This is a genomic window from Stutzerimonas zhaodongensis (assembly GCF_003696365.1).
GTDB classification, from domain to species: domain Bacteria; phylum Pseudomonadota; class Gammaproteobacteria; order Pseudomonadales; family Pseudomonadaceae; genus Stutzerimonas; species Stutzerimonas zhaodongensis.
On the sequence record NZ_RFFM01000002.1, the window covers coordinates 542,708 to 563,549 of the forward strand.

25 protein-coding genes are annotated in these 20,842 nt (G+C 57.6%); 12 read left to right on the top strand and 13 right to left on the bottom strand.

What is annotated here, in order from left to right; genetic code table 11:
- Nucleotides 1-340 precede the first annotated feature (340 nt).
- Nucleotides 341-1,837, bottom strand: a complete 1,497-nt coding sequence (gene dgt, locus EA797_RS10890) for a dGTPase (RefSeq protein ID WP_122165216.1) — start codon at nucleotides 1,835-1,837, stop codon at nucleotides 341-343.
- A gap of 113 nt (nucleotides 1,838-1,950) precedes the next feature.
- On the opposite strand from dgt, the gene EA797_RS10895 reads away from it, so the two are divergent.
- The 5 genes from EA797_RS10895 (at nucleotide 1,951) to EA797_RS22125 (ending at nucleotide 5,689) form a co-directional block, all read left to right on the top strand.
- Nucleotides 1,951-2,139: a hypothetical protein gene (locus tag EA797_RS10895; protein WP_122165217.1), complete on the top strand. Its 189-nt coding sequence runs from the start codon at nucleotides 1,951-1,953 to the stop codon at nucleotides 2,137-2,139.
- A 40-nt stretch (nucleotides 2,140-2,179) separates the two neighbouring features.
- Nucleotides 2,180-2,857: an MOSC domain-containing protein gene (locus tag EA797_RS10900; RefSeq protein WP_122165218.1), complete on the top strand. Its 678-nt coding sequence runs from the start codon at nucleotides 2,180-2,182 to the stop codon at nucleotides 2,855-2,857.
- 142 nt (nucleotides 2,858-2,999) lie between these two features.
- Nucleotides 3,000-3,320 carry a DUF2025 family protein gene (locus EA797_RS10905; protein ID WP_122165219.1) on the top strand — a complete coding sequence of 107 codons (321 nt, stop codon included), beginning with the start codon at nucleotides 3,000-3,002 and terminating at the stop codon, nucleotides 3,318-3,320.
- Between the two features lie 134 nt (nucleotides 3,321-3,454).
- Nucleotides 3,455-5,377, top strand: coding sequence for a HAMP domain-containing methyl-accepting chemotaxis protein (locus tag EA797_RS10910; RefSeq protein WP_122165220.1), 1,923 nt, complete (start codon nucleotides 3,455-3,457; stop codon nucleotides 5,375-5,377).
- 180 nt (nucleotides 5,378-5,557) lie between these two features.
- Nucleotides 5,558-5,689 (top strand): hypothetical protein, encoded by a 132-nt coding sequence (locus EA797_RS22125; RefSeq protein WP_255830001.1) that lies wholly within the window; start codon nucleotides 5,558-5,560, stop codon nucleotides 5,687-5,689.
- Between the two features lie 53 nt (nucleotides 5,690-5,742).
- On the opposite strand, the gene EA797_RS10915 is transcribed toward EA797_RS22125, so the two are convergent.
- Nucleotides 5,743-6,639: an EamA family transporter gene (locus EA797_RS10915; protein ID WP_122165221.1), complete on the bottom strand. Its 897-nt coding sequence runs from the start codon at nucleotides 6,637-6,639 to the stop codon at nucleotides 5,743-5,745.
- 200 nt (nucleotides 6,640-6,839) lie between these two features.
- On the opposite strand from EA797_RS10915, the gene EA797_RS10920 reads away from it, so the two are divergent.
- Entirely contained in the window at nucleotides 6,840-7,544 is a 705-nt protein-coding gene (locus tag EA797_RS10920) for a YebC/PmpR family DNA-binding transcriptional regulator (protein ID WP_122165222.1), read from the top strand.
- A gap of 38 nt (nucleotides 7,545-7,582) precedes the next feature.
- Nucleotides 7,583-7,927 carry a YajD family HNH nuclease gene (locus EA797_RS10925; protein ID WP_122165223.1) on the top strand — a complete coding sequence of 115 codons (345 nt, stop codon included), beginning with the start codon at nucleotides 7,583-7,585 and terminating at the stop codon, nucleotides 7,925-7,927.
- 24 nt (nucleotides 7,928-7,951) lie between these two features.
- Here the strand turns inward: EA797_RS10925 and EA797_RS10930 are convergent, their stop codons facing one another.
- Nucleotides 7,952-8,383, bottom strand: a complete 432-nt coding sequence (locus EA797_RS10930; protein WP_122165224.1) for a universal stress protein — start codon at nucleotides 8,381-8,383, stop codon at nucleotides 7,952-7,954.
- A 124-nt stretch (nucleotides 8,384-8,507) separates the two neighbouring features.
- Between EA797_RS10930 and EA797_RS10935 the strand changes: the two genes are divergently transcribed.
- The 3 genes from EA797_RS10935 (at nucleotide 8,508) to EA797_RS10945 (ending at nucleotide 10,366) form a co-directional block, all read left to right on the top strand.
- Nucleotides 8,508-8,939, top strand: a complete 432-nt coding sequence (locus tag EA797_RS10935; protein WP_122165225.1) for a globin domain-containing protein — start codon at nucleotides 8,508-8,510, stop codon at nucleotides 8,937-8,939.
- Between the two features lie 87 nt (nucleotides 8,940-9,026).
- On the top strand, nucleotides 9,027-9,575 hold the full coding sequence (locus EA797_RS10940; RefSeq protein ID WP_122165226.1) for a non-canonical purine NTP pyrophosphatase: 549 nt from the start codon (nucleotides 9,027-9,029) through the stop codon (nucleotides 9,573-9,575).
- Nucleotides 9,575-10,366: an SIR2 family protein gene (locus tag EA797_RS10945; protein WP_122165227.1), complete on the top strand. Its 792-nt coding sequence runs from the start codon at nucleotides 9,575-9,577 to the stop codon at nucleotides 10,364-10,366. Before EA797_RS10940 ends, EA797_RS10945 begins: the two co-directional genes overlap by 1 nt.
- Before the next feature lie 97 nt (nucleotides 10,367-10,463).
- Here EA797_RS10945 and EA797_RS10950 read toward each other — a convergent pair whose 3' ends face one another.
- Together EA797_RS10950 and EA797_RS10955 are read right to left on the bottom strand one after the other, a co-directional pair.
- Nucleotides 10,464-10,979, bottom strand: a complete 516-nt coding sequence (locus EA797_RS10950; protein WP_208644435.1) for a hypothetical protein — start codon at nucleotides 10,977-10,979, stop codon at nucleotides 10,464-10,466.
- 223 nt (nucleotides 10,980-11,202) lie between these two features.
- Nucleotides 11,203-13,143 carry a sodium:solute symporter family protein gene (locus tag EA797_RS10955; RefSeq protein WP_122165228.1) on the bottom strand — a complete coding sequence of 647 codons (1,941 nt, stop codon included), beginning with the start codon at nucleotides 13,141-13,143 and terminating at the stop codon, nucleotides 11,203-11,205.
- A 239-nt stretch (nucleotides 13,144-13,382) separates the two neighbouring features.
- Between EA797_RS10955 and EA797_RS10960 the strand changes: the two genes are divergently transcribed.
- Together EA797_RS10960 and EA797_RS10965 are read left to right on the top strand one after the other, a co-directional pair.
- Entirely contained in the window at nucleotides 13,383-13,721 is a 339-nt protein-coding gene (locus tag EA797_RS10960; RefSeq protein ID WP_341866921.1) for a GNAT family N-acetyltransferase, read from the top strand.
- Nucleotides 13,718-14,134: an NUDIX hydrolase gene (locus EA797_RS10965; protein ID WP_122165230.1), complete on the top strand. Its 417-nt coding sequence runs from the start codon at nucleotides 13,718-13,720 to the stop codon at nucleotides 14,132-14,134. The genes EA797_RS10960 and EA797_RS10965 overlap by 4 nt, the downstream gene beginning before the upstream one ends.
- A gap of 21 nt (nucleotides 14,135-14,155) precedes the next feature.
- Here the strand turns inward: EA797_RS10965 and EA797_RS21825 are convergent, their stop codons facing one another.
- The 8 genes from EA797_RS21825 to ispF form a co-directional block, all read right to left on the bottom strand.
- On the bottom strand, nucleotides 14,156-14,302 hold the full coding sequence (locus tag EA797_RS21825) for a hypothetical protein (protein WP_167468803.1): 147 nt from the start codon (nucleotides 14,300-14,302) through the stop codon (nucleotides 14,156-14,158).
- A gap of 570 nt (nucleotides 14,303-14,872) precedes the next feature.
- Nucleotides 14,873-15,871 (bottom strand): RNA polymerase sigma factor RpoS, encoded by a 999-nt coding sequence (rpoS, locus tag EA797_RS10970; protein ID WP_122165231.1) that lies wholly within the window; start codon nucleotides 15,869-15,871, stop codon nucleotides 14,873-14,875.
- 98 nt (nucleotides 15,872-15,969) lie between these two features.
- Nucleotides 15,970-16,794 carry a peptidoglycan DD-metalloendopeptidase family protein gene (locus EA797_RS10975; RefSeq protein WP_122166252.1) on the bottom strand — a complete coding sequence of 275 codons (825 nt, stop codon included), beginning with the start codon at nucleotides 16,792-16,794 and terminating at the stop codon, nucleotides 15,970-15,972.
- Nucleotides 16,795-16,841: 47 nt separating this feature from the next.
- Nucleotides 16,842-17,777, bottom strand: coding sequence for a polyprenyl-phosphate transporter (locus EA797_RS10980; RefSeq protein WP_122165232.1), 936 nt, complete (start codon nucleotides 17,775-17,777; stop codon nucleotides 16,842-16,844).
- A gap of 17 nt (nucleotides 17,778-17,794) precedes the next feature.
- A complete protein-coding gene (locus EA797_RS10985; protein WP_122166254.1) occupies nucleotides 17,795-18,430 on the bottom strand; it encodes a protein-L-isoaspartate(D-aspartate) O-methyltransferase in 636 nt (211 codons plus the stop codon).
- A 38-nt stretch (nucleotides 18,431-18,468) separates the two neighbouring features.
- Nucleotides 18,469-19,218 carry a 5'/3'-nucleotidase SurE gene (surE, locus tag EA797_RS10990; RefSeq protein ID WP_122165233.1) on the bottom strand — a complete coding sequence of 250 codons (750 nt, stop codon included), beginning with the start codon at nucleotides 19,216-19,218 and terminating at the stop codon, nucleotides 18,469-18,471.
- Nucleotides 19,218-20,258 (bottom strand): tRNA pseudouridine(13) synthase TruD, encoded by a 1,041-nt coding sequence (gene truD, locus EA797_RS10995; RefSeq protein ID WP_122165234.1) that lies wholly within the window; start codon nucleotides 20,256-20,258, stop codon nucleotides 19,218-19,220. The genes surE and truD overlap by 1 nt, the downstream gene beginning before the upstream one ends.
- A complete protein-coding gene (gene ispF, locus EA797_RS11000) occupies nucleotides 20,255-20,728 on the bottom strand; it encodes a 2-C-methyl-D-erythritol 2,4-cyclodiphosphate synthase (protein WP_122165235.1) in 474 nt (157 codons plus the stop codon). The genes truD and ispF overlap by 4 nt, the downstream gene beginning before the upstream one ends.
- Between the last annotated feature and the right edge of the window lie 114 nt (nucleotides 20,729-20,842).

A 20,842-nucleotide genomic window follows, 5' to 3' on the forward strand; every position in this document is an offset into this window, starting at 1 on the left:
GACTGCGTCCTACTGATGAATCGCACCAAAACAGCAACTCAAGCCAGCAAGACGCACCAGAATGCATCAACCACAAGCCATGACTTGCCTACTCTCTTTGCAAAGGCTCATGAGTCGATGCGATTTTCATCCCGCATCGTTACGGCCAGGCCCGCAGAGGCTATTTTGCAAAGGCAACGCATGCTTTTTGCGCCCTTTGAGGGCTTGCGACCAAGAATGCGCACCACGCAAAAGCAATTCTTGTACCAGCGAAACGGTGGGTCGAACCAAAGTGATGCAGGCATGCGGAGCACCAGCGGCACGCACGGCAAAGTGATGTGCGACGTGCGCTGGTTTGGAACTAGAGCGCGGAAAGGGTCCGATACTCGTCCTGGGCCAACTGATCGGTCATCCCGCTGACAAAGTCCTGCAGCATCCTGCAGCGGTAATAGAACTCCCATAACGAACGGTCGGAGCTGCCCTCAGGGAGTCTCTTTGTAGCCTCGTCGTAGGCCTTGATCAGCTGACTGGGTAGCCGACGCGCCAGCATTTGCAAATGCGGCTCGCTGCGACAAACGCCCTCGGTCAACGCCTGAAAGGTAGCCGGCGCGACGGTGAGCAGCGGCGCGTAGGTGTCCAGCAACCCTTGCAGGATGCGGTAACCCTGCAGTTGTAGAGTTTCCACTTCGCGATGGCAGAACACACGGTCCATCGCGACATCCTTGAATGTCTGCACAATGGCGTTGGGCAAACTGTCGTCCTCGAGCAGCGCACGATCCAATGTGCCGTGGTAGACGGCGTCTATATGCTCGATGAATTGATGAGCCGCATGTTGCACCAGCGGGTGAACCATGTTCACCCGTAGCCAGATGAAGAACTCACCAACCTTGTTGATTGGCTCCTTGTTCGCACGCGACAGTGCATAGTCGACCATGCCGCGAAAACTGCGGCCCGTGGGAGCGATTGGGTCGTCCGGCGAGGCGTGCTCAGCAAACTTGGCAACCAGCAGCTGCGCCAGTTGCTCGATGGTGAAGATGCCCTTTTCTACCGAATCCTCGATATCAGCCAGGCAGTAAGCAATGTCATCGGCCGCTTCCATGATGTAGGCAACCGGATGGCGAGTTCCGGGCTGCAGCCCCAACGCGGCTTGAAGGTCGGCCACGAAGGGTTCTTCGGACAGGTAAAAACCCGGTTTCTTCAGCAGGTAGGATCCCGGTGCCCCCTTGACCGGTTTCGGTGCATAGGCTGCACGCACGTACTTGAGCAAGCCGGCCGTCTGCGTGTAGGTGAGATTCAGCCGCAGCAGGCTCACTACCAATCGAATCGCCTGAGCGTTGCCCTCGAACTGCTGCAGATCTTTCAGCATGCGACACCGCAATTGCGTGTCGCCCTGCCCGCCCGGCACTGCCGCATCGAACATCGCTTCCAGATTTCGAGTAAACCACTCGCCAATGGCAAACTCGCCGAAATGCCCGAACGGCGGATTGCCGATGTCGTGCATCAGACAGGTCATCTCGACCAGGCTTTCCAGTGCGCCCTCGAGCCCATCAAGACCATAGCGAGCAGCATTGTCACCGAGCTGCTTGTACAGGGTGCGAACGATGAAACGGCCGGTCTGTTGCACTTCAAGTGAATGCGTTAGGCGACTGCGCACCGCGGCATTGCGCTCCAGAGGAAACACCTGGGTCTTTTGTTGCAGACGGCGTACAGCGGCGGAGTTGATGATTCGCCCGCGATCACTCTCAAGCTGATCGATGACCAGTGACAGATCGCCCTCCGAAGCCTTGAGGCCCTCCTCGGCTCGCCCATAGGGTCGTTGGCGGGAAATCTTGTCCTTGAAGTTCACAGACCCCGGCATGGCTCGCACTCGCATATCCAAAGAAGGGCGAGCCTAGCGCGGCCTGAAGGCTTTACCAAGCGATCAGCTCGGTCGGGTGGTTTAGAATCGCGACTTGGCAATAGGAGCAGAACATGAGCCGGTCAGCTTTTCATCAGCAACATGCCGAGCGGGCGACGGCAGAAGCACAACGTTTGATCGATCAACGATCGGCATTGGGCGCACGCTGGTTGTCCTGGGTAGCCAGTGAGCTGTATCAGCTCACACCTCCGGAATATGCGGCCATGGTTCGCCGAGAGCTGGCCAGGTTGAACGCAGGCTGAGCGAGGCGCGATCATCATTCACTCCCATCCGGATGACCTCATGCAATGGTCGGTTGAAGGCCCCTTCATTCGCGAGCGATTGCTACGGCTACCGGGCACTGACAAAGCCTCTGCCATCGATAAACAGCGGGCTCAGGGCGATGTCTGGCTCGACCTAGACGGTCTGCAAGGCGATCGCGTAGCCGACCGCCGTTTTCATGGTGGGCCTGATCGCAGCCTCTGCCATTATCCGGTCGAACATTACCGGGTCTGGCTGGACCTCTTTCCGCATCTTCAGTCACTTGGCCCGGCCGCCTTCGGCGAGAATCTTTCCACACGTGGGCTCGACGAGCGCCAAGTGTGCATTGGCGATCGCTTTGGTTGGGGCGATGCGTTGATTGAAGTCAGCCAGCCACGCTCGCCTTGCAGCAACCTCGACCGGCGCCATAACGCTCGCGGCCTGGCACGCCAGCTGGCGCGTAGCGGCCGGACCGGTTGGCTGTATCGAACCCTGAAACCTGGCGTTATCACTCCTGGCGCTGAGCTGCAGTTGCTTGAGCGCCCATGCCCCAACGCCAGCGTGCTTCGTGTGTGGCGCAGTTTCGTCGATGATGCCGTCAGCGACGCCGACCTCGGCTGGTTGCAGGAGCTGCAGCCGCTGGCCAGTGAATACCGCTCGCGTTTCAGACAGCGCCTCGATGCGAGACGCCGACTACAGGATCAAGGCGCCCTTTTCTGAAATGGCGAGCGGCGTCGTGCCGCTATTCAGCGGGCGCCGTAGCCAGGACAATGCCCGTATCGAAGCGCCCTCATAGAAGGGTGCCGGCTGCATTGGCAGCGAGCCTTGCGTGTAAATCTTCCTGTCCCTATGCGAGGTTTACATGAGCATCACATCCGCCGACATTTGCCAGGCTGCCGACCGCCTGCAGGGTTTCGTGGGCTTCAACGAGAAAAAGGGCAAACACATCGTCCGTTTCAGCGAGGATTCGTTCGGAATGGATGTCGCCGACGCCAGCATCACACCCGCCAGAGAATTTGTCTGGCAACCGCTGGATGGGCAACTGATGACGCTCAAGCGCGAACTCATTCAGCTGCTGATCGACCAGAACGTGAATGACCGCCTTGGCCTCTGCGAACCCCTCATGGCGTACATGCGGCGTGATGATCTTCCCGAGATTCAGGCACAACGGATCCCGCGCTGATCAACCCCAACATCAGGACCGCCTGCCGAATAGTCACACAAGTCATCAGACAACACCTCAAGGAACAGCAGGTTCAGCCGATGTCGTTCTACGAACCATCGTCATCGGCACCCTGCCCTTCTTGAGGAACAACAATGAAAAATCTCAAGGTCAGCTACAAGCTGGCTCTAGGCTTCGCCGCGGTATTGCTGCTCACCATCTGTGTAGCCGTGATCGGCGTGCTTAGCATGGATGCGCTGATTTCGCGCAGTGACAAGGCGCAGACCGCTGAGAATCTGCTCAACGAAGCCAATCAGATCCGCTACGCCCAGGTGCGATTCGAAGAGCATGGCGATACCAAGTTCGTCGCCCAAGTAAACGAATCGGTAGGCAGGATCGCTGAACTTGTCGAACAACGCAGAGCTACGTTCTCCGAGCCGCAAGACCGCGAATATCTGGAGACCATCGCCAGCGAGGCGCGCAACTACCAGAGCGCGTTCGACAAACTGGTGGCACTGCACGCATTGAAGAAGCAGACCCGCGCCAACTGGGTCGAGACCGGCAACACCACTGATAAATTGATCGCTGACCTGGAGCGCCGTTGGAACGGCGTGTATGGCAATCCGGTTCTGCACCCCACAAGCGATGTAGCCAACATTGCCCTGCTCACTACCGAGCTCTCCAAGCAGAACCGCCTGCTGCGCTTCACGGTTCGGGGCTACCTCATGGAGGAGTCGGAGCCGGCGCTTCAAACGCTGAACCAGCAGTTCGATAACCTGACTGCCGCCATCGCGCCGCTGGAGGATGAGTTGATCGGCCCACAGGCCGCAAGCCTGACGGCGCTGAAGGCCAGCGCCACCGCATACGTCGAGCTGGTCAAGAAGCTGCCACCCATCGTTTCCGCCCAACAGCAGGCGCATCAGGACATGGAGGCGATTTTCGCCAAGTTGTACGAACAGGCGCAGGGCATCATTTCAAGCCAGACGAAGAAACGTGCCGAAGACGCCACCTCCAAAAAGCTACAGGTTGTAGTGATCACACTGCTCGCCATTGTACTTGGCGTACTGATCGGCGGTCTGATCGTCCGGCAGATCACGCAGCCGCTCAACCAGGCGGTACGCATTGCGGAGAAAATCGGTTCCGGGGACATGACCGGGCAAGCACCAGAGCCGCGTAAAGACGAGTTCGGTAAGCTGCTGCAAGCACTGGACAAGACGCGTGGCAGCCTGCAATCACTTATCGGGCAGGTTGGCGGTATCACCACCCAACTGGCAACCGCCTCAGAAGAACTTTCGGCCGTAACTGCACAAACCAGCGCCGGTGTAGCCAGTCAGCGTCAGGAGACCGATCAGGTCGCTACGGCCATGCACGAGATGACCGCCACGGTTCAGGAGGTCGCCCGCAACGCAGAGGAGGCCTCGGGTGCTGCCCTTCGTGCCGACCAGCAGGCGGCCAAAGGCAACACGGTGGTACAGCGCGCGCTGTCTCAGATCGACAAGCTATCGAGCGAGGTCACGCTGTCGGCAGAAGCCATGGCCCAGCTCAATCAGGAAACCGACGGCATCAGCACGGTGCTGACCGTCATCAACGGTATCGCCGAACAGACCAACCTGCTCGCACTGAATGCGGCTATCGAAGCCGCACGCGCCGGTGAAGCCGGTCGGGGGTTTGCCGTTGTGGCTGATGAGGTCCGTGGCCTTGCCCAACGTACCCAGCAGTCCACCGCGCAGATCGAGGCGCTGATTGCCAATCTGCAGAAGGGTGCACGCAATGCTTCCGGCATGATGGACAGCAGCAGCAGTCTGGCTCGAGATACCGTCTCGCTCGCAAGGGATGTGGGCGCAGAGCTGCAAGCCATCACTGAAACCGTCTCGGTCATCCAGGCGATGAACCAGCAGATCGCCACAGCCGCCGAACAACAGAGCTCGGTTGCCGAGGAAATCAATCGGAGCGTGCTTAGCGTACGCGACGTAGCGGATCAATCAGCCGAAGCGGCACAGGAGACCGCATCCGCCACGGCCCGCCTGGCTCAGTTGGGCGGCGAGCTGCAAACGCTGATCGGACGGTTCAAGGTGTAAGTCAACACTCACCGGATTGGCTGGACACGACAGAATTTGTCGCTATCCAATCCGGGTTATCAGGCGTAGGCTCGATCCATACTGTTTACCGATCTTCACGCTCACGCCGAGGTGCGCTGGCCACAGAGCAGACCCCACGCAGGGATGCGCAATCAAGCCATTGATCCGCGAGGCAACACCATGAGCAAAGGTATGGACACAAAGAAGAATGCAAAAAAGAAACCCCTGAAGACCGCGCAGGAAAAACGAGCGGCCAAAAAGGATAAAGCGAACGGCGCAACGCCTCTGCTGGGTAGTCACGCAGCCCGCTGAGTAAGATCGCGTTGCAGCGCCCCGCCCGGCTATCCGAGTGGGGCGTTTTGCTTTCACGCGGCCGGGTTGCCAAGGGCCATGCGTAAACGGCTAGCCACCCAGCCTCCTCCCACGTTGACTGCCAGCCCCAACATGACCAGCACTGCGCCAACCCCTTGCAAAAACCCGAGGTGCTCGTCCAACAACAGCGCTGCGGAAGTCAGCCCCACCACCGGCACCAGCAACGAGAACGGCGCCACGGTATTGGCAGGATAGCGCGACAACAAGCGACTCCAGAGACCGTAACCAAGGATGGTGGCGCCAAACGCCAGGTAAAGCAGCACCAGTGCGGAATCAAGGCTGAAGCCACGCAGTGCCGATTCGATTGCGACCGGGCCTTCCAGCATCCATGACAATGCGAAGAACGGGATCGGCGGGATCAGACTGCCCCAGACGACCAGACCGACCAGGTTCACCTTGCCCACCTTGCGCGTGACGATGTTACCCAGCGCCCACATCGATGCTGCGCAGATCGTCAGCGCGAAGCCCGCCAGCGTCATGCTGCGATCACCTTGCATGCCAATCAGCAGCAACCCACCCGCCGCGATCACCAGCCCGACCAGATTGGTCAACCGAAGTCGCTCACCTAAGAACAGCACCGCAAAGAACAAGGTGAAGAACGCTTGGGACTGCAAGACCAACGACGCCAACCCAGCTGGCATACCAACCTTCATTGCGGAGAAGAGAAAGGCGAATTGCCCCAGCGAAATGGTTGCGCCGTAGGCCAGCAACCAGCGCAGCGGCATCTGCGGACGTTTGATGAACAGGATCGCCGGGAAGGCCGCCAGCATGAAGCGCAGACACCCCAGCAGCATTGGCGGAATGTTATCCAGGCCGACCCTGATCACGACGAAATTCATGCCCCAGACGACGATCACGACCAGCGCCAGCATCAGGTCCTTCGGCGACATGGCAGTTCCTCAGACAAAGACGCATTAAAGCCGTCGGGCCCGACATCGTCGTCATACAGCGAGCAGCCATTTGGGCAATACAGTCCAAGGCCACGGCTCCATACATCCTGCCACGCCACGCAGCCCGTGCCTGCTGCAGCGCCAACGGCTAGAATCGCCCAATCGAGTAGACCTTCCAACTCCAGCAGACGAGAGTAAACATGGGCGCACAGTGGAAAGCGAAACATAAGGAAGCGGCAGCCAACGCCAAGGGGCGCACCTTCGGCAAACTGTCCAAGGAAATCATGATCGCCGCCCGCAGCGGTGCGGACCCGGACATGAATCCCCGCTTGCGCCTTGTCGTGGAGCAGGCGAAAAAGGCTTCGATGCCTCGCGAAACATTGGAGCGCGCCATTAAGAAAGGCGCGGGACTGCTGGGCGAAAGCGTCAACTACGAACGCACCACCTATGAAGGCTTCGCTCCGCACCAGGTCCCTGTGATCGTCGAGTGCCTGACCGATAACGTCAACCGCACCGTTGCCGAGATACGCGTACTGTTCCGCAAGGGCCAACTGGGCGCGTCCGGTTCGGTGGCCTGGGACTTCGACCATTGCGGGCTTATCGAAGCAGCGCCCGCCGGCGATGACGCCGATCCGGAACTGGCCGCCATCGAAGCCGGCGCGCAGGACTTCGAAGCCGCGGATGAAGGCGCCACGCTGTTCATCAGCGACCCTACGGACATGGATGTGGTCTGCCGCGCATTGCCTGAGCAAGGCTTCACGGTGCAATCAGCGCATCTCGGTTATCGCCCGAAGAATCCCGTCACCAGCCTGAGCGACGCGCAGCTCGAGGAAGTCGAAGCCTTTCTCAGCGCCATCGACGCCCATGATGACGTGCAGAACGTCTACGTCGGACTGGCAGGCTGACCGAAAACCAAAGCTTACGCACCGGTAGAGGCATAGCGATGAGTACCAACAAACCCCACACCCCCTATGCCCAACGCGAACAGGGCTATAGGGAAAAAGCACTCAAGATGTACCCCTGGGTCTGCGGACGTTGCGCCCGCGAATTTTCGGGTAAGCGTCTGAGCGAGTTGACGGTCCATCACAAGGACCACAATCACGACAACAACCCTGAGGACGGGTCAAACTGGGAACTGCTCTGCCTGTATTGCCACGACAACGAGCACTCGCGCTATACGGACAATCAGTATCACGCTGAAGCCAAGCCAGGCAGCGATCTGGGTCCGAAGGAAACCTTCAAGGCATTCGCCAACCTGGCAGATCTGCTGAAGAAAAAGCCGGACTGATACAGCCCGGCATTTCGGTTCCGGTTACTTGACCAGCAGGACCGGCACCGAGACCTCGTGAATCACCCGATTGGCCACAGAGCCCATCAGCATGCCCTTGAAACTGCCAAGACCTCGGGTTCCCATCACCACCGTATCGCAGCCAAATCGTTGCACGGCATCACTGACCTGTTCTGCAACGTTGCCCAGGATCGCGTGGGTCTGATAATCGACCCCCGCAGCCTGCAACGCCGAAGCCGCCTCTGCCAGAGTCCGCTGCGATTTATCCAGGAAACTCTGATTGAGCTCTTCAACAGTGCCCGCGGTTACGAACTCACCATAGAGCACCGGCTCCTGTTGCACGTTCAGTACATGGACTACGGGCGGCTTAGATGCATCCTGGGCAAAATCGATGATGTAATGCAGCGCCCGCTTGGCGTTTTCTGACCCGTCGAAAGCTAGAAGGATGTTGCGCATGGCGATTCTCCGTTGACCTATTGACGACAGGATAGACCATCGACAAGTCACGCCAGACCACCAGGAGCCCATCCATTGCCGTGGATCAATCTTCCGCCTTACGTCCCTCCATTCGAGCGCTCACATGAGTGAAGCCGGCCCCCTTCCCTATGGCACCGCCGACACGTCCTTCCTCGCCGCGGGCGGTGAATCCGGCATTACCCGGCTGGTCACCGACTTCTATCGGATCATGGAAGATCACGAGGGAGCCGCTTGCGTGCGCCGCCTCTACCCCGATGACCTGAGGGAGCCAAGTGCACGGCTGGCGGCATTTCTTTGCGGTTGGCTGGGCGGCCCGCGCCGTTACGCGGAGCGCTACGGCGGCATCAACATCCCACACTTCCATACTCGTTGGCCGGTGGGTGAAGCCGAGCGCGATGCATGGCTCGAGTGCATGGCGCTGGCGATCGGCAAGCAAGGCTACACGCATGAATTTTCCAGCTACTTGCTGGCGCAGTTGCAGATACCAGCCGAGCGCATTGTCCGTGCCCAACACGCCTGCCCGCATGGCTCATGACACACGATCGGCTCCATAGGCGAACGCTGGGCACGCGGTTGCGTCATAACCATGTGAGCTATCAGATAACGTCGCCAGGGGACTTGCATGAAGATCCGCTTCGCCTCGGTCAATGACCAGAAAATCCGCGACGCGGAGGAGTTCTTAGGGCAAAGCGGTATCGAGATCATCAAGTTTCCTTTGCGTATCCTTGAAACGCAGACCGAAGACCTCAATCAGCTGGTAAGCGACAAGCTGCTGACCGCCTTCAAGCTGATCGGCAAGCCGGTATTCGTGGAGCATTCCGGCCTGTTCATCAATAGCCTGAACGGATTTCCCGGGGGCCTGACGCAGACCTTTTGGGATCGTCTGCATGCGGTGCGTTTCTCCGATCTGATCGGCAGCCTGAACGACCCCTCTGCGGTGGCGCGCACCCTGATCGGCTATTGCGACGGGCGCAAGCGGCATTTCTTCAAAGGTGAAGTGACCGGCAGGATTTCCCGTACACCCACAGGCAACGAAGGATTTGAGTGGGACAACGTTTTCATCCCAGACGGCTATTCGCGCACGTTCGCTGAACTGGGCGGAATTCAGAGTGATCTGTCGACGCGCCGGCGCGCCCTGGATGCCTTCATCAAGCACCTGCGGGGGATCTGATGCAGAAGTTATTGGAGGCGTATCAGCACAACCGCCTGATCCTGTTCGTTGGCTCCGGCGTATCAGCCAACATAGGCCTGCCGCCTTGGAGAGCACTGATCGACGAGATTGCCGCGCAGCTCGACTACGATCCTGATGTCTTCGATACCTACGGCAACTTCCTCTCGCTCGCGGAGTACTACCGCATCAAGAAGGGAAATATTGGCCCGCTACGCAGCTGGATGGATCGCGAGTGGCACAAGGACATCGACATTCGGGACTCTGAGATACACCGACTGATCGTACAGGGGCGCTTTCCTGCGATCTATACCACTAACTATGACCGCTGGCTGGAAAATGCCCACGATGCACATGGCGTGAGTTATCTGAAAATCGCCAATGCCAGTGACTTGGTAAAGGCTCGCGATGGCGTTCGGCAGATCGTCAAGTTTCATGGCGATTTTGATGACGATGACTCAATCGTCCTTGATGAAACGAGTTACTACGAAAGGCTGCAATTCGAAACACCACTCGACATCAAGTTACGCGCCGACACTTTGAGTAAAGCGGTGCTGTTCATCGGCTACAGTCTCTCGGATACCAATATCAGGCTGCTGTTCTACAAGCTATCGAAGATATGGAATCAACATGAGACGCTGGGCGTGCGTCCAATCTCGTACGTTTTCTCGCACAAGCCGAACCCCGTTCAGGAAGAGATTCTAAGTCAGTGGGGAATTCGCATGATCACTTCAGAAGATGACGAGCCGGGACTGGCGTTGCAGAACTTCCTGAAGGAGTTGGTAGAAGGCTGAAATACTCAGCCTTCACTATGACTTTGCAACTACCTGTATTTAACAAGCGAAGCGGAAGTTAGAGCGCGATGCCTTACAAACATCGCACTCATCGCGCTTAATAGTTGTAGCCGATACCAACGCTGTAGAAGAAGGCGCCGTCATCGTAACGGTCCCGCGCATCGCTCCCGCTCTTGAACAGGAACTGATATTCGGCCATCGCAGTGATGAAGGTCTTGTCCTGCACCCAGTGCTTGATACCGATTTCCGGACCGCCCATGAAAGTTTCGTCGACCTGATCACCATAGATCCCGCCGACACTCACACCTACGAAAGGCCGGGTCTGACCGTTGCCGAAGTGATAGTCGTAGAACACTCGGGTGGAGCCGTCGAACTTGACGCTTTCGCCTTCGGAATCGCGAGCGTTAACCGTTTGACGAACGCCCCACATGGATGCTTCGTCCAGATATGTACCCCAACTACCCTGTACGGAGAACACTGTATCGTCGAAGCTCTTATCGCTGCTGCCCGCGCCACCCAGAGTTACTTCTCGATCACCTGCCACAGGTGCGGCAACTGCAATCACTGGAAGCATGGCGGCGACCAGGAGGGAAGTTTTGAAAAGTTTGTTCATGACAACACCTCTTGTTCTTCATAGCATGACGGATACGCAACTTTCTGATGCGTATGTTAATGACATGAGCACACAGAGACTGTTCACTTTATTTTAGGTATATCGCGTAAGTGCTTGATGATTAATATATTTATTATTTGCCGCTACGCTAGTTAATTGCTCTATATTGCAAACAATTCCTATCTATATAACTAGCGAAGCGGCTTTAGGCACTCATATAAGATCAAATAGGGTTTCGTTGATCGACACCCGTGTCATCCAACATGGGTTCGTCTTCCGGGTCGGAGTCGAAGTCTCGCCCTATGGCAATCCGCAACCAGACCGGAATCAACAACAGGCCGATGGCAATACAAACCCAACTGATCGTTGTGGAGCCGCCTGGCGGTGGGAACATCAACCGGCCCACGCCCACCAGCAGAGAGAAGAGCGATACCGCTGTCACTGCGACCGCAAACAGGCGGGTGCCGAGCGCCTTGATCGAAACCGACGCCGCTACGCCATTGAGCATTGCGGCATTTCGCCAGAAACCGAATGGTCGTACGCGACGGTAGAAGCGCTTGATCGTCGCATCGTCGGTTGCAGGCGTAATGAACGTTACAAGGATGGCTGCGGACGTCGTGGTCAGTGCCATGATTCCGAGTCGGATCCATTCCCGTTCTGGATCGGTGCCAAGGTAGTACAAAAGCAGCGGTGCGGTGATCAGCGACACAGCCATCGCCGTGAGTTCGGAATAAAGATTGATTCTCTCCCACAGCCAGCGCAGCACCAGCACCGAACCCATCCCCGCACCGAACAGCAGTGAGATGAACCAGGCGGTCTGGATGGAACCTAGGTTGGCCATGATGATCATCGCAATTGCCAGGATAAGTACGTTGGACAGCCGGGCAACCAGCACCAGCTCGCGATCCTTGGCTTTGCGCTTGAGTACGTGAGGCGCAAAAACGCCGCCGTAGACGTCATTGCTCCAGTACGACGCGCCCCAATTGAGGTGCGTGTCGACCGTCGAGGCCAATGCCGCCAGCAGACCCACCAGCATGAGTCCGCGCACCCCAGGAGGAAGCAAATCCTCGATACCTTGTACGAACAGAGCTTCACGCCCCGCCGTGAAGCCATCCCCTGCCATTTCCGCCGGAGTAAAGGGATAAAGCACCAGCAGCCCCACTGCAATCGCCATCCAGAACAAGCTGCGCAGAAAAATCTGCAGCCAGGTGAATACCAACCCAGCAATCCTCGCGTCGCGATCCGTGGGACAGGCCATGCTTCGCTGTGCAAGATACCCAGTGCCATCAGAGTTCATTTGAAAGAACCATTGCAGCCCCACAATTACGAGGAACGGCATCAGTGCCTCGCCGGCATTAGCGGGCGGTGAAAATGAAAGCATCTTGCTGGCCTGGTCAACGCCGTACAGCTCCACAATGCGATCCGTGAGCCCCCCAAGGCCGCCAGCGGCGTCAACGACGAACCAGGCATAGAGCAGCGTTCCGACCATTGCCAGGCTGAACTGCATGACATCGGTCTGCACGACCGCTCGCAAACCGCCAGTAATTGAATACATCGCAGTGAATGCGAGAATCAGCAGAATGGAGATGAGGTTGTTCGCACTCATCATTGCAGGATCCAGCCCGGTAATGCTCTCGCCAAGCTGAATACCGGTACTGGCGACGAATCCAACTATGGGCTCGTAGATGCCTGAGGGCAGCCATAGATGCCAAGGAAGAAACACTTCGGCGATTCGAATGGCCGCTACCAGCACCATCGCCAACACGACGCAATTGATCACCGTGCCGTAGTAGATGGCTTTTAGTAAACGTAGCGGAGTGACGCCCCGGCCGCTGTAGCGCACGCGCGTGAGCTCCGCATCGGTCAGCACGCCTGCTCGACGCCAACCCACCGCAAATACAAATGCCATCAGCAGAAAGGCTAGACCGTAGATCCACAGTCGCCATAAAGCGAAAACACCGGCTGTCGCAACCAGGCCCGTCACCAGCAGCGGCGTATCGGCAGCAAACTGCGTCGCCCCCATTGAAAAGCCGGCCTTCCAGCCCTTTATCGTCCTGCCTGCGAGGAAGTACTCATCGAGACTCTTGGATGCCTTACCCCGCGCGCGCAGTCCGGAGCTCAGGCCATAGAGAACGAAAGCCATGACAATCAGAAGATCCAACATATTGTTATGTCCTAGTTGGAGGGCTGGTCATTCTGAGAACATTATTTATGACGAAAAATTGCAGCGTTCGGATGAACGGAGTAATTGCGCCTGTACTCAAGCCCAGCGCGGACTGCAGGCCTCTGGATGCATGCCCGGTGCAAGTCGGAAGGACATTCATGAATCAACTTCCAATACGTAATTTGTTACCCGAACTTCGGCCTCTATTGAACAAATTTTACCGATGGCATCGCAGCCACATGCGCGCCCCAGCCGAGGCGTCCTATTGGGTTGCCGGAGATCCGGATATTGTCGCCGGGCTGTGCCTGACCGATGTAGCCAAGGGCAAATGGCTGACCGGATTACTGGTTGCGCCCGACCACCGCGGCCGCGGTTTGGCTAGATGTCTGGTATCGAGGGCACTTTGTGATTGCGACGGGCCTGTATGGCTGTTTTGTGATCCTCGGCTGGTGCACTTTTATCAGGCGCTGGATTTCAATCCCACCGAATCACTTCCAGAGGCCTTGGCATCCCGCCTCGAACGCTACAACCGTCACAAGACGCTTGTGGCGATGCACCACCACAGAGAAACGATATGAGTATCAATATCCTGAGAGTTGCCACTGCCTGTCTATTGGACGAAGTCGGCAGATTGCTCATCGTGCGTAAGCGCGGCACTCGGTTCTACATGTTGCCGGGTGGCAAGATCGAACAGGGGGAAGGGTCGCTCGATGCCCTCAGGCGAGAGCTTCATGAAGAATTAGGTCTGGATATCGGGGCATCAGCACTTCAACCCCTCGGTCACTTTCGTTCCAGAGCTGCAAACGAGCCGGATCACTGGGTCGAAGCCGATGTATTCATAGGCAACCTAAAAGGCCCAGCAAAGGCTCAAGCTGAAATCGAGACGGTGGCCTGGTTGAAGTTACATGCGCAGCTTGAGGGCGATCTCGCCCCGCTACTGCGCGAACAAGTAATTCCTGCGCTACTGCAACGATTGAACAGAGAACAGTGACAGAGATTACGCGGGTATTATTTACGGAGAGATGGGATCGCTGGCTGGGAAAGTTTCCTCCAGTGCCTCGTCCAGCTGATCTTCGTCAGCCTCGTCTGGATGACGCTTCGCAGGGTCTACATGGTCCTGATCGGACTGGGCGGGTTGATTCGGGTTTGTACCGTTCATTGTGAACTCCTCTGCGTTGAGTACCTGAACATAGGACACTCTGTGCCGAAGTCGTTCGGAATGCAGGACAAGCGACTAAAATTGCAGGCAAAAAAAGGGGCGGGGTTTAACCCCCGCCCGCCTCCTTCCTTGCATCCCTTTATTTCCTGCTCATCATCCTGATGAACCGCTTCCTACGGTTGTTCCTGACCGACATCCTTGCCGGCTGTGCTTGTCCCTGAGCACGGATGCGATATTAAGGTTCTGGACGACAACAGCAACTCGGAAAAATGCATGATGGCCACATAGCCACTAGCCAATTAATTTTCAAACGCCATGTAAATCATGCACTTGCACCACGGCGAATTCGTGATTCGTCATCCACGTGGTTAACTTTGCACGCTTTGCTTACACGTTGTGTAAGCAAATGCCTACATTGAGAGTCACTAATACTGAAAACGAAACGGTAAGGAATTAATCCCAAAAGATCAGAATGCGTTGCGCTCTACCAAGTGGGCTGCGTCAGCTTGCATGAATCACAAGAAGCCGGGGAGGATTCCCCTCACCGGTCAGGCGAGGGGAAAGCCAAAGTCAGCGGAACAAGGACTCGCTGGACAAGCCATTACGCTCAAGTATCTCACGCAGCCGCTTAAGTGCCTCGACCTGGATCTGTCTCACCCGCTCACGGGTCAGCCCGATCTCCTGGCCTACTTCCTCCAGCGTGCAGCTTTCATGACCACGCAGCCCGAATCGGCGGATCACGACTTCACGCTGTTTTTCCGTAAGGTCTGAAAGCCATTGATCAATACTTTCAGACAGATCGTCATCGAGCAGTAACTCACACGGATCGCTGGGGCGATCATCGGTGAGCGTGTCGAGCAAGGTCTTGTCGGTGTCTGGCCCAAGCGATACGTCCACGGACGTCACTCGCTCATTGAGCCCTAGCATTCGCTTGACCTCGGCAACTGGCTTCTCGAGCAGGTTGGCGATTTCTTCCGGGCTCGGTTCATGGTCAAGTTTCTGGGTCAGCTCACGCGCAGCCCGCAGATAGACATTCAGCTCCTTGACCACATGGATCGGCAAACGGATGGTCCGTGTCTGATTCATGATGGCCCGTTCGATGGTTTGCCTGATCCACCAGGTGGCGTAGGTGGAGAACCGGAAGCCACGCTCAGGATCGAACTTCTCGACGGCACGTATCAGTCCCAGGTTGCCTTCCTCGACCAGGTCGAGCAAAGACAGCCCTCGGTTCACATAGCGGCGCGCGATCTTAACCACCAACCGAAGGTTGCTTTCGATCATGCGCTTGCGCCCGGCGGGATCGCCCTTCTGCGCAAGCCGCGCGAAGTGCACTTCCTGTTCGGGGGTCAGCAGAGGGGAGAAACCGATTTCGTTGAGATACAGCTGAGTGGCGTCTAGCGCACGGGTGTAATCGACAAATTTGTGTTGTTTGACCGTTGCGGTCTTGGACTTGGCGCCAGCCGAACCAGCGCGGGGGATATCGGTGATCGAATCCACGTCCGCTGAAGGTTCCATGAGTAGAACGGCATCGTCTACGTCAAACTCCGGCACTTCTTTTTTGAGAGCCATTATTGTTTTTCCTGTTCTGAGTTCGACAACAGGCTCGGGCGGCACACCTCCCTGGTATCGCTCAAGCCCCTCCTAGTGCCAGAACAGGCAGCATCAAATCATCGCTTTGGCAGATATTGCAGCGGATCCACAGGTTTGCCTTGGCGGCGAATCTCAAAATGCAGCTTCACCCGGTCGGTTCCAGTCGATCCCATCTCGGCAATAGTTTGCCCAGCTTTGACTTGTTGACCCTCCTGAACCAGCAGCCTGCGGTTGTGTCCGTAGGCACTTACATAGGTATCGCTGTGCTTGATGATCACAAGTTCGCCGTAACCCCGTAAACCACTGCCGGCGTACACAACAGCCCCATCAGAAGCAGCTAAAACAGGCTGTCCTAATTCCCCGGCGATATCAATTCCTTTATTCAAACTGCCGTTTGAGGAAAAACGACCGATCACCGCCCCTCCTGCAGGCCACGCCCAGCCGCTTGCGGAGCGGGCCACCGGCTGGACGGGAGTGCTCGCCGCGGGCGGCTTGGGCGCCGGTGCGCTGGGGCGCGAAAGAGGCGGCGAAGTCGGTACCGGATTAGTCACTACCGTAGGAGTGCTTGAGGGTGTAGGCGGCGGCGGTGTAACCGGACGAGTGGCAGTTGTGCGAGACGGCTGCCCACTGAAACGGATCGTTTGGCCAGGGTAGATGACGTGCGGGGGCTGAATATTGTTGACACGCGCCAGATCGCGCCAATCCCAACCGAAGCGAAAAGCAATTGACCACAGGGTGTCGCCCCGTCGGACAATGTAATGCCCGCTAGTTACGCGGTCTCGGTTATTACGATCGACGACACTTACGCCACCTGACGGCGAGCTAGCGCACCCGGCCAGTAACGAGCCAGCCAATAAGGCTGCAAGCGCGCAACGGAATGACGAACTGCGTATCCACCGCATGCTGGCTGTGAGCTTCAATGCCCGCTCCCTAAGATCGACAAATCGGTTCAGACGCTTTGCGCGGCTGGCTGGTGACGCCCTGCATACCACTCGAGGCCAAGCACGAGTGCGATCCCTGCAAACGCGAGAAGAAGCGCCAGCAGCAGTTGCGGATCTTGTCCGGTCAAATCACCGAATGCACTTGGAGACAGATTCTGTTCCAGCAGCGGTACGCGCTCACCGTGGGAATTGGTGCGCCACGTCAGCGTTTCTTTCCATGGCCAGACTTTGTTCAGAGAGCCGAGCATCAGTCCGGTCAGAAATGACAGGGTCAGGTCGCGCCAGCGACGCAGCACCCAGCTCAGAACACGCGCGAAGCTGAGCAGCCCAACCAGGCAACCAGCAGCGAAAGTCATCATCACCCCGAGATCCAGCGCTTTCACCGCCCCTAGAATGATTGGATAAAGACCGAGCAGCACCAGAATGAAGCTGCCTGAAATGCCAGGCAGGATCATTGCGCAGATCGCAATGGCACCGGCAAAGAAAAGGCTGATGCTGCTGGCGCTCCACTGCATAGGCGCCGCCACGGTAATCCAGTAGGCAAAGCCGATACCCAGGCACAGGCTTATCAACCGTGACAGGGACCGCCTCTTTACCTCTTTTCCAACCAAATGCACCGAGACCAGAATCAGGCCGAAAAAGAACGACCATACCGGTATCGGATGCTGCTCAAGTAGAAAGGTGATCAGCTTCGCCAAACTGAGCACACTGGTCAGAATTCCAGCGAACAGGACCAGGAGAAAGCTCGCATTAGCGGTGCGCCATGCCTCGGAGAACCGCCCCTTGAGCAGTGGCGCCAGGGCGTTCGGCACTGCGCCGATGGAGCGAAGCAACTCGTCATAAATACCGGTAATGAATGCAACGGTTCCGCCTGACACGCCAGGCACGACATCCGCAGCGCCCATGGCCATGCCTTTGGCGTACAACAACAAAGCGTTCTTCATGCTTCCTTCCGCTGAGATCAAACTACAGGTCCATTGAGCAGCGGCACGAAGCGTACGGTATCCAACAGGTGGCGGGAAAAACCCTCTTCCTCTCGAATGATCAGCATCAGTTGCTGGACTTCACCAACCCCCACCGGGATCACTAACCGCCCCCCGGGGGCGAGTTGATCGAGGAGCGCCTGTGGCACGTCGGCAGCCGCCGCGGTAACGATGATGCCGTTGTATGGAGCCAGTGCAGGCCACCCTTCCCAACCATCACCCCAGCGAAAGACCACGTTGCGCAACTTGAGTTCGACCAGCCGTTCCTTCGCCCTGTCCTGTAATGCCTGAATTCGCTCGACCGAGAAGACGCGTTCGACCAGTTGCGCCAGCACGGCGGTCTGATAGCCGGAACCGGTGCCGATTTCCAACACCTTATCCAGCGGACCATCAGCAAGCAGCAACTCGCTCATGCGCGCCACCATGAACGGCTGGGAAATGGTCTGGTTGTGTCCTATCGGCAGCGCGGTGTCTTCATAGGCCCGGTGGGACAATGCCTCATCCACAAACAGATGCCGCGGCGTACGTCGAATCACTTCGAGCACCCGAGGATCGGAGAGTCCTTCTTCATATAAGCGCTGGATCAGACGATCACGCGTACGTTGTGAAGTCATTCCGGTGCCGTGGCGCAGAAAATCGTCAGGTCCGCGGTTCACAACACGCCCTCCAGCCAACTGTCGAGGCCGTCGAATGCCTCATGAAAGGTTCGATCAAGCTGCAGCGGGGTAATCGAAACGTAGCCCTGCATCACTGCATGGAAATCAGTACCCGGACCGCCGTCTTCCACGTCGCCAGCAACGGAGATCCAGTAACCGTCCTTACCGCGCGGATTAGCCTGTCTGACCGGCGGCTTCGCTCTGCGCCGATGCCCCAGGCGCGTCAACTGAATCCCCCGAATATGATCGAGCGGCAGGTTGGGCACGTTGACGCTCAAGACCGTTCGCGGTGGCAGATCGAGCGATGCCTGCTGCTCGACCAGCTTGCGCGCGACATATGCCGCCGTCGGCAGGTTATCGGTCAACCGAGATACCAGTGAGAAGGCAAACGCAGGCTTACCGGTAAAACGACCTTCGATGGCCGCTGCGACCGTACCCGAATACAGCACGTCATCGCCCAGGTTGGCCCCAAGATTAATCCCCGAAACCACCATGTCCGGTGCATCTTCGAGCAGACCATTGATGCCCAGGTGAACACAATCGGTTGGTGTTCCGTTCACACCGATGAAGCCGTTCGGCATGGTGACAGGATGAAGGGGCCGATCCAGGGTCAGCGCACTGCTCGCGCCACTCATATCCTGGATTGGGGCAACCACAATGCACTCGGCAAAATCCGCCAGCGCGTCGTAAAGCGCGGCGAGCCCAGGTGCATACACCCCGTCGTCGTTGGCGATCAAAATACGCATCAGATGTCCGTCTGCCCTGCCAGGCTGACCAGCTCACGCACCACAGCAGTGGCAAAGCATCCGGTCGGCAGGACGAATTCAAGTTGCAGAATGTCAGGCCCGGGATAATGCCACGACAAGCCGCCAATGGGGAGGCGAAGAATGCGCCGTTCATGCTTCATGCCGGCTTCTGCGAGCCACTTGGCGATTGACGGCTCCGCTTCGCCGATTCTTGACTCCAGCGCGCCAGCTTCGCCGCTTGCAGGCGATTGACCCACACCCCAAAGCGGACCGGTAGGGTGAAGGTCCAGAACGGCCAGACGCGGATCGCTACATTCAGCTTCGCCGGCAGGGAAAAAACTGCGACTGTCAGTGAAGGCCAGCAAGTCGCCAATCTGGGCAGTGTTCCAGCTGCCGTCTGCAACTCGCGTGGCCAACACCTGATTGAACAGATAGCTGCGGCCGGCCGATAACAGCCGCGACCTCAGATTACGCTGTACAGGAAGCTCCTGGCGCTCGGCGTATTCTCGAGCACCGTGAACGTTACTGCCTTCGAACCCGAACCGCTGTTGACCGTAGTAGTTAGGCACTCCGTGCGCTTTGATCTGCTCCAGGCGCGCATCCAGCTCGGCTCGCTCTGCCCGTAGCTCGGTCAGGCGCAGGATGAATCCATTCGCCGAATGCGCACCACGCTGCAGTTTGCGCTGGTGCCGACCTGTCTTGAGAATACTTAGCGTCTCGTCTTCAGCTCTGCTTAATTCCGGATCCGTCTTGCCTGGCAGGTGAAGGCTAAACCATTGACGGGTCAACGCCTGTCGGTCCTTCATCCCTGCGTAGCTGATGTTGCGGATTGGGACGCCAGCCGCTCGGGCGATACGGCGGGCTGCTTCCTCTGTATTGAGATTGCGTTTTTCGACCCACAGCCAGAGATGCTCGCCCGCTCCCGACAATGGAATATCGAGCACTTCGTCGACCTGGAAATCCTCCGCGACTGCCTTGAGCACAGCGGTGCCGCAAGCGGCGCCATGCGCCCGAGGGCCGAGTAACTGCTCTTCGGTCATGCGCGGACCAACAGCGCAACGGCGTGGACGGCTATCCCTTCTTCGCGGCCGACAAAGCCGAGCTTCTCGGTCGTAGTGGCTTTGACGTTGACCTGATCGAGGTCGACTTGAAGATCCTCGGCAATCAAGCTGCGCATCGAGTCGATGTGTGGCGCCATCTTTGGCGCCTGAGCGACGATGGTGGCGTCCACATTGCCCACCTTCCACCCCTTTCCCTGCACCTGCTTAAGAACGTGCCTGAGCAGCACACGGCTATCGGCACCTTTGAAAGCCGGATCAGTGTCGGGAAAATGCTTGCCGATATCACCAAGCGCCGCCGCTCCGAGCAGCGCGTCGCTTAATGCATGCAGCAGCACATCGCCATCCGAATGCGCGAGCAAGCCATGCCTGTGCGGAATTCGAACTCCACCAAGGGTGACGAAATCGCCCTCACCGAAACGGTGGACGTCGTAGCCATGACCAATACGCATACTCGTGGACCCCGAAAAGAACAGCCAGCGATTCTACAGGACAGCGAAAGCCGTTGAACCCGCCTACCGCTGATCGACGCCACCGATAAACACCATCAACCGAATCGATCCCAT

Bases quoted from the DNA above. Each gene is read 5' to 3' on its own strand.
- EA797_RS10955 (WP_122165228.1), bottom strand. From the start codon at position 13,143: ATGTTGGATCTTCTGATTGTCATGGCTTTCGTTCTCTATGGCCTGAGC.
- EA797_RS10935 (WP_122165225.1), top strand. From the start codon at position 8,508: ATGAGTGAAGCCGGCCCCCTTCCCTATGGCACCGCCGACACGTCCTTC.
- EA797_RS10910 (WP_122165220.1), top strand. From the start codon at position 3,455: ATGAAAAATCTCAAGGTCAGCTACAAGCTGGCTCTAGGCTTCGCCGCG.
- EA797_RS10915 (WP_122165221.1), bottom strand. From the start codon at position 6,639: ATGTCGCCGAAGGACCTGATGCTGGCGCTGGTCGTGATCGTCGTCTGG.
- ispF (WP_122165235.1), bottom strand. From the start codon at position 20,728: ATGCGTATTGGTCATGGCTACGACGTCCACCGTTTCGGTGAGGGCGAT.
- dgt (WP_122165216.1), bottom strand. From the start codon at position 1,837: ATGCCGGGGTCTGTGAACTTCAAGGACAAGATTTCCCGCCAACGACCC.
- EA797_RS10960 (WP_341866921.1), top strand. From the start codon at position 13,383: ATGCGCGCCCCAGCCGAGGCGTCCTATTGGGTTGCCGGAGATCCGGAT.
- EA797_RS10900 (WP_122165218.1), top strand. From the start codon at position 2,180: ATGCAATGGTCGGTTGAAGGCCCCTTCATTCGCGAGCGATTGCTACGG.
- EA797_RS22125 (WP_255830001.1), top strand. From the start codon at position 5,558: ATGAGCAAAGGTATGGACACAAAGAAGAATGCAAAAAAGAAACCCCTG.
- EA797_RS10980 (WP_122165232.1), bottom strand. From the start codon at position 17,777: ATGAAGAACGCTTTGTTGTTGTACGCCAAAGGCATGGCCATGGGCGCT.
- EA797_RS10950 (WP_208644435.1), bottom strand. From the start codon at position 10,979: ATGAACAAACTTTTCAAAACTTCCCTCCTGGTCGCCGCCATGCTTCCA.
- EA797_RS10945 (WP_122165227.1), top strand. From the start codon at position 9,575: ATGCAGAAGTTATTGGAGGCGTATCAGCACAACCGCCTGATCCTGTTC.
- EA797_RS10895 (WP_122165217.1), top strand. From the start codon at position 1,951: ATGAGCCGGTCAGCTTTTCATCAGCAACATGCCGAGCGGGCGACGGCA.
- surE (WP_122165233.1), bottom strand. From the start codon at position 19,218: ATGCGTATTTTGATCGCCAACGACGACGGGGTGTATGCACCTGGGCTC.
- EA797_RS10985 (WP_122166254.1), bottom strand. From the start codon at position 18,430: ATGACTTCACAACGTACGCGTGATCGTCTGATCCAGCGCTTATATGAA.
- EA797_RS10905 (WP_122165219.1), top strand. From the start codon at position 3,000: ATGAGCATCACATCCGCCGACATTTGCCAGGCTGCCGACCGCCTGCAG.
- EA797_RS10940 (WP_122165226.1), top strand. From the start codon at position 9,027: ATGAAGATCCGCTTCGCCTCGGTCAATGACCAGAAAATCCGCGACGCG.
- rpoS (WP_122165231.1), bottom strand. From the start codon at position 15,871: ATGGCTCTCAAAAAAGAAGTGCCGGAGTTTGACGTAGACGATGCCGTT.
- EA797_RS10920 (WP_122165222.1), top strand. From the start codon at position 6,840: ATGGGCGCACAGTGGAAAGCGAAACATAAGGAAGCGGCAGCCAACGCC.
- EA797_RS10925 (WP_122165223.1), top strand. From the start codon at position 7,583: ATGAGTACCAACAAACCCCACACCCCCTATGCCCAACGCGAACAGGGC.
- EA797_RS10975 (WP_122166252.1), bottom strand. From the start codon at position 16,794: ATGCGGTGGATACGCAGTTCGTCATTCCGTTGCGCGCTTGCAGCCTTA.
- EA797_RS21825 (WP_167468803.1), bottom strand. From the start codon at position 14,302: ATGAACGGTACAAACCCGAATCAACCCGCCCAGTCCGATCAGGACCAT.
- EA797_RS10930 (WP_122165224.1), bottom strand. From the start codon at position 8,383: ATGCGCAACATCCTTCTAGCTTTCGACGGGTCAGAAAACGCCAAGCGG.
- truD (WP_122165234.1), bottom strand. From the start codon at position 20,258: ATGACCGAAGAGCAGTTACTCGGCCCTCGGGCGCATGGCGCCGCTTGC.
- EA797_RS10965 (WP_122165230.1), top strand. From the start codon at position 13,718: ATGAGTATCAATATCCTGAGAGTTGCCACTGCCTGTCTATTGGACGAA.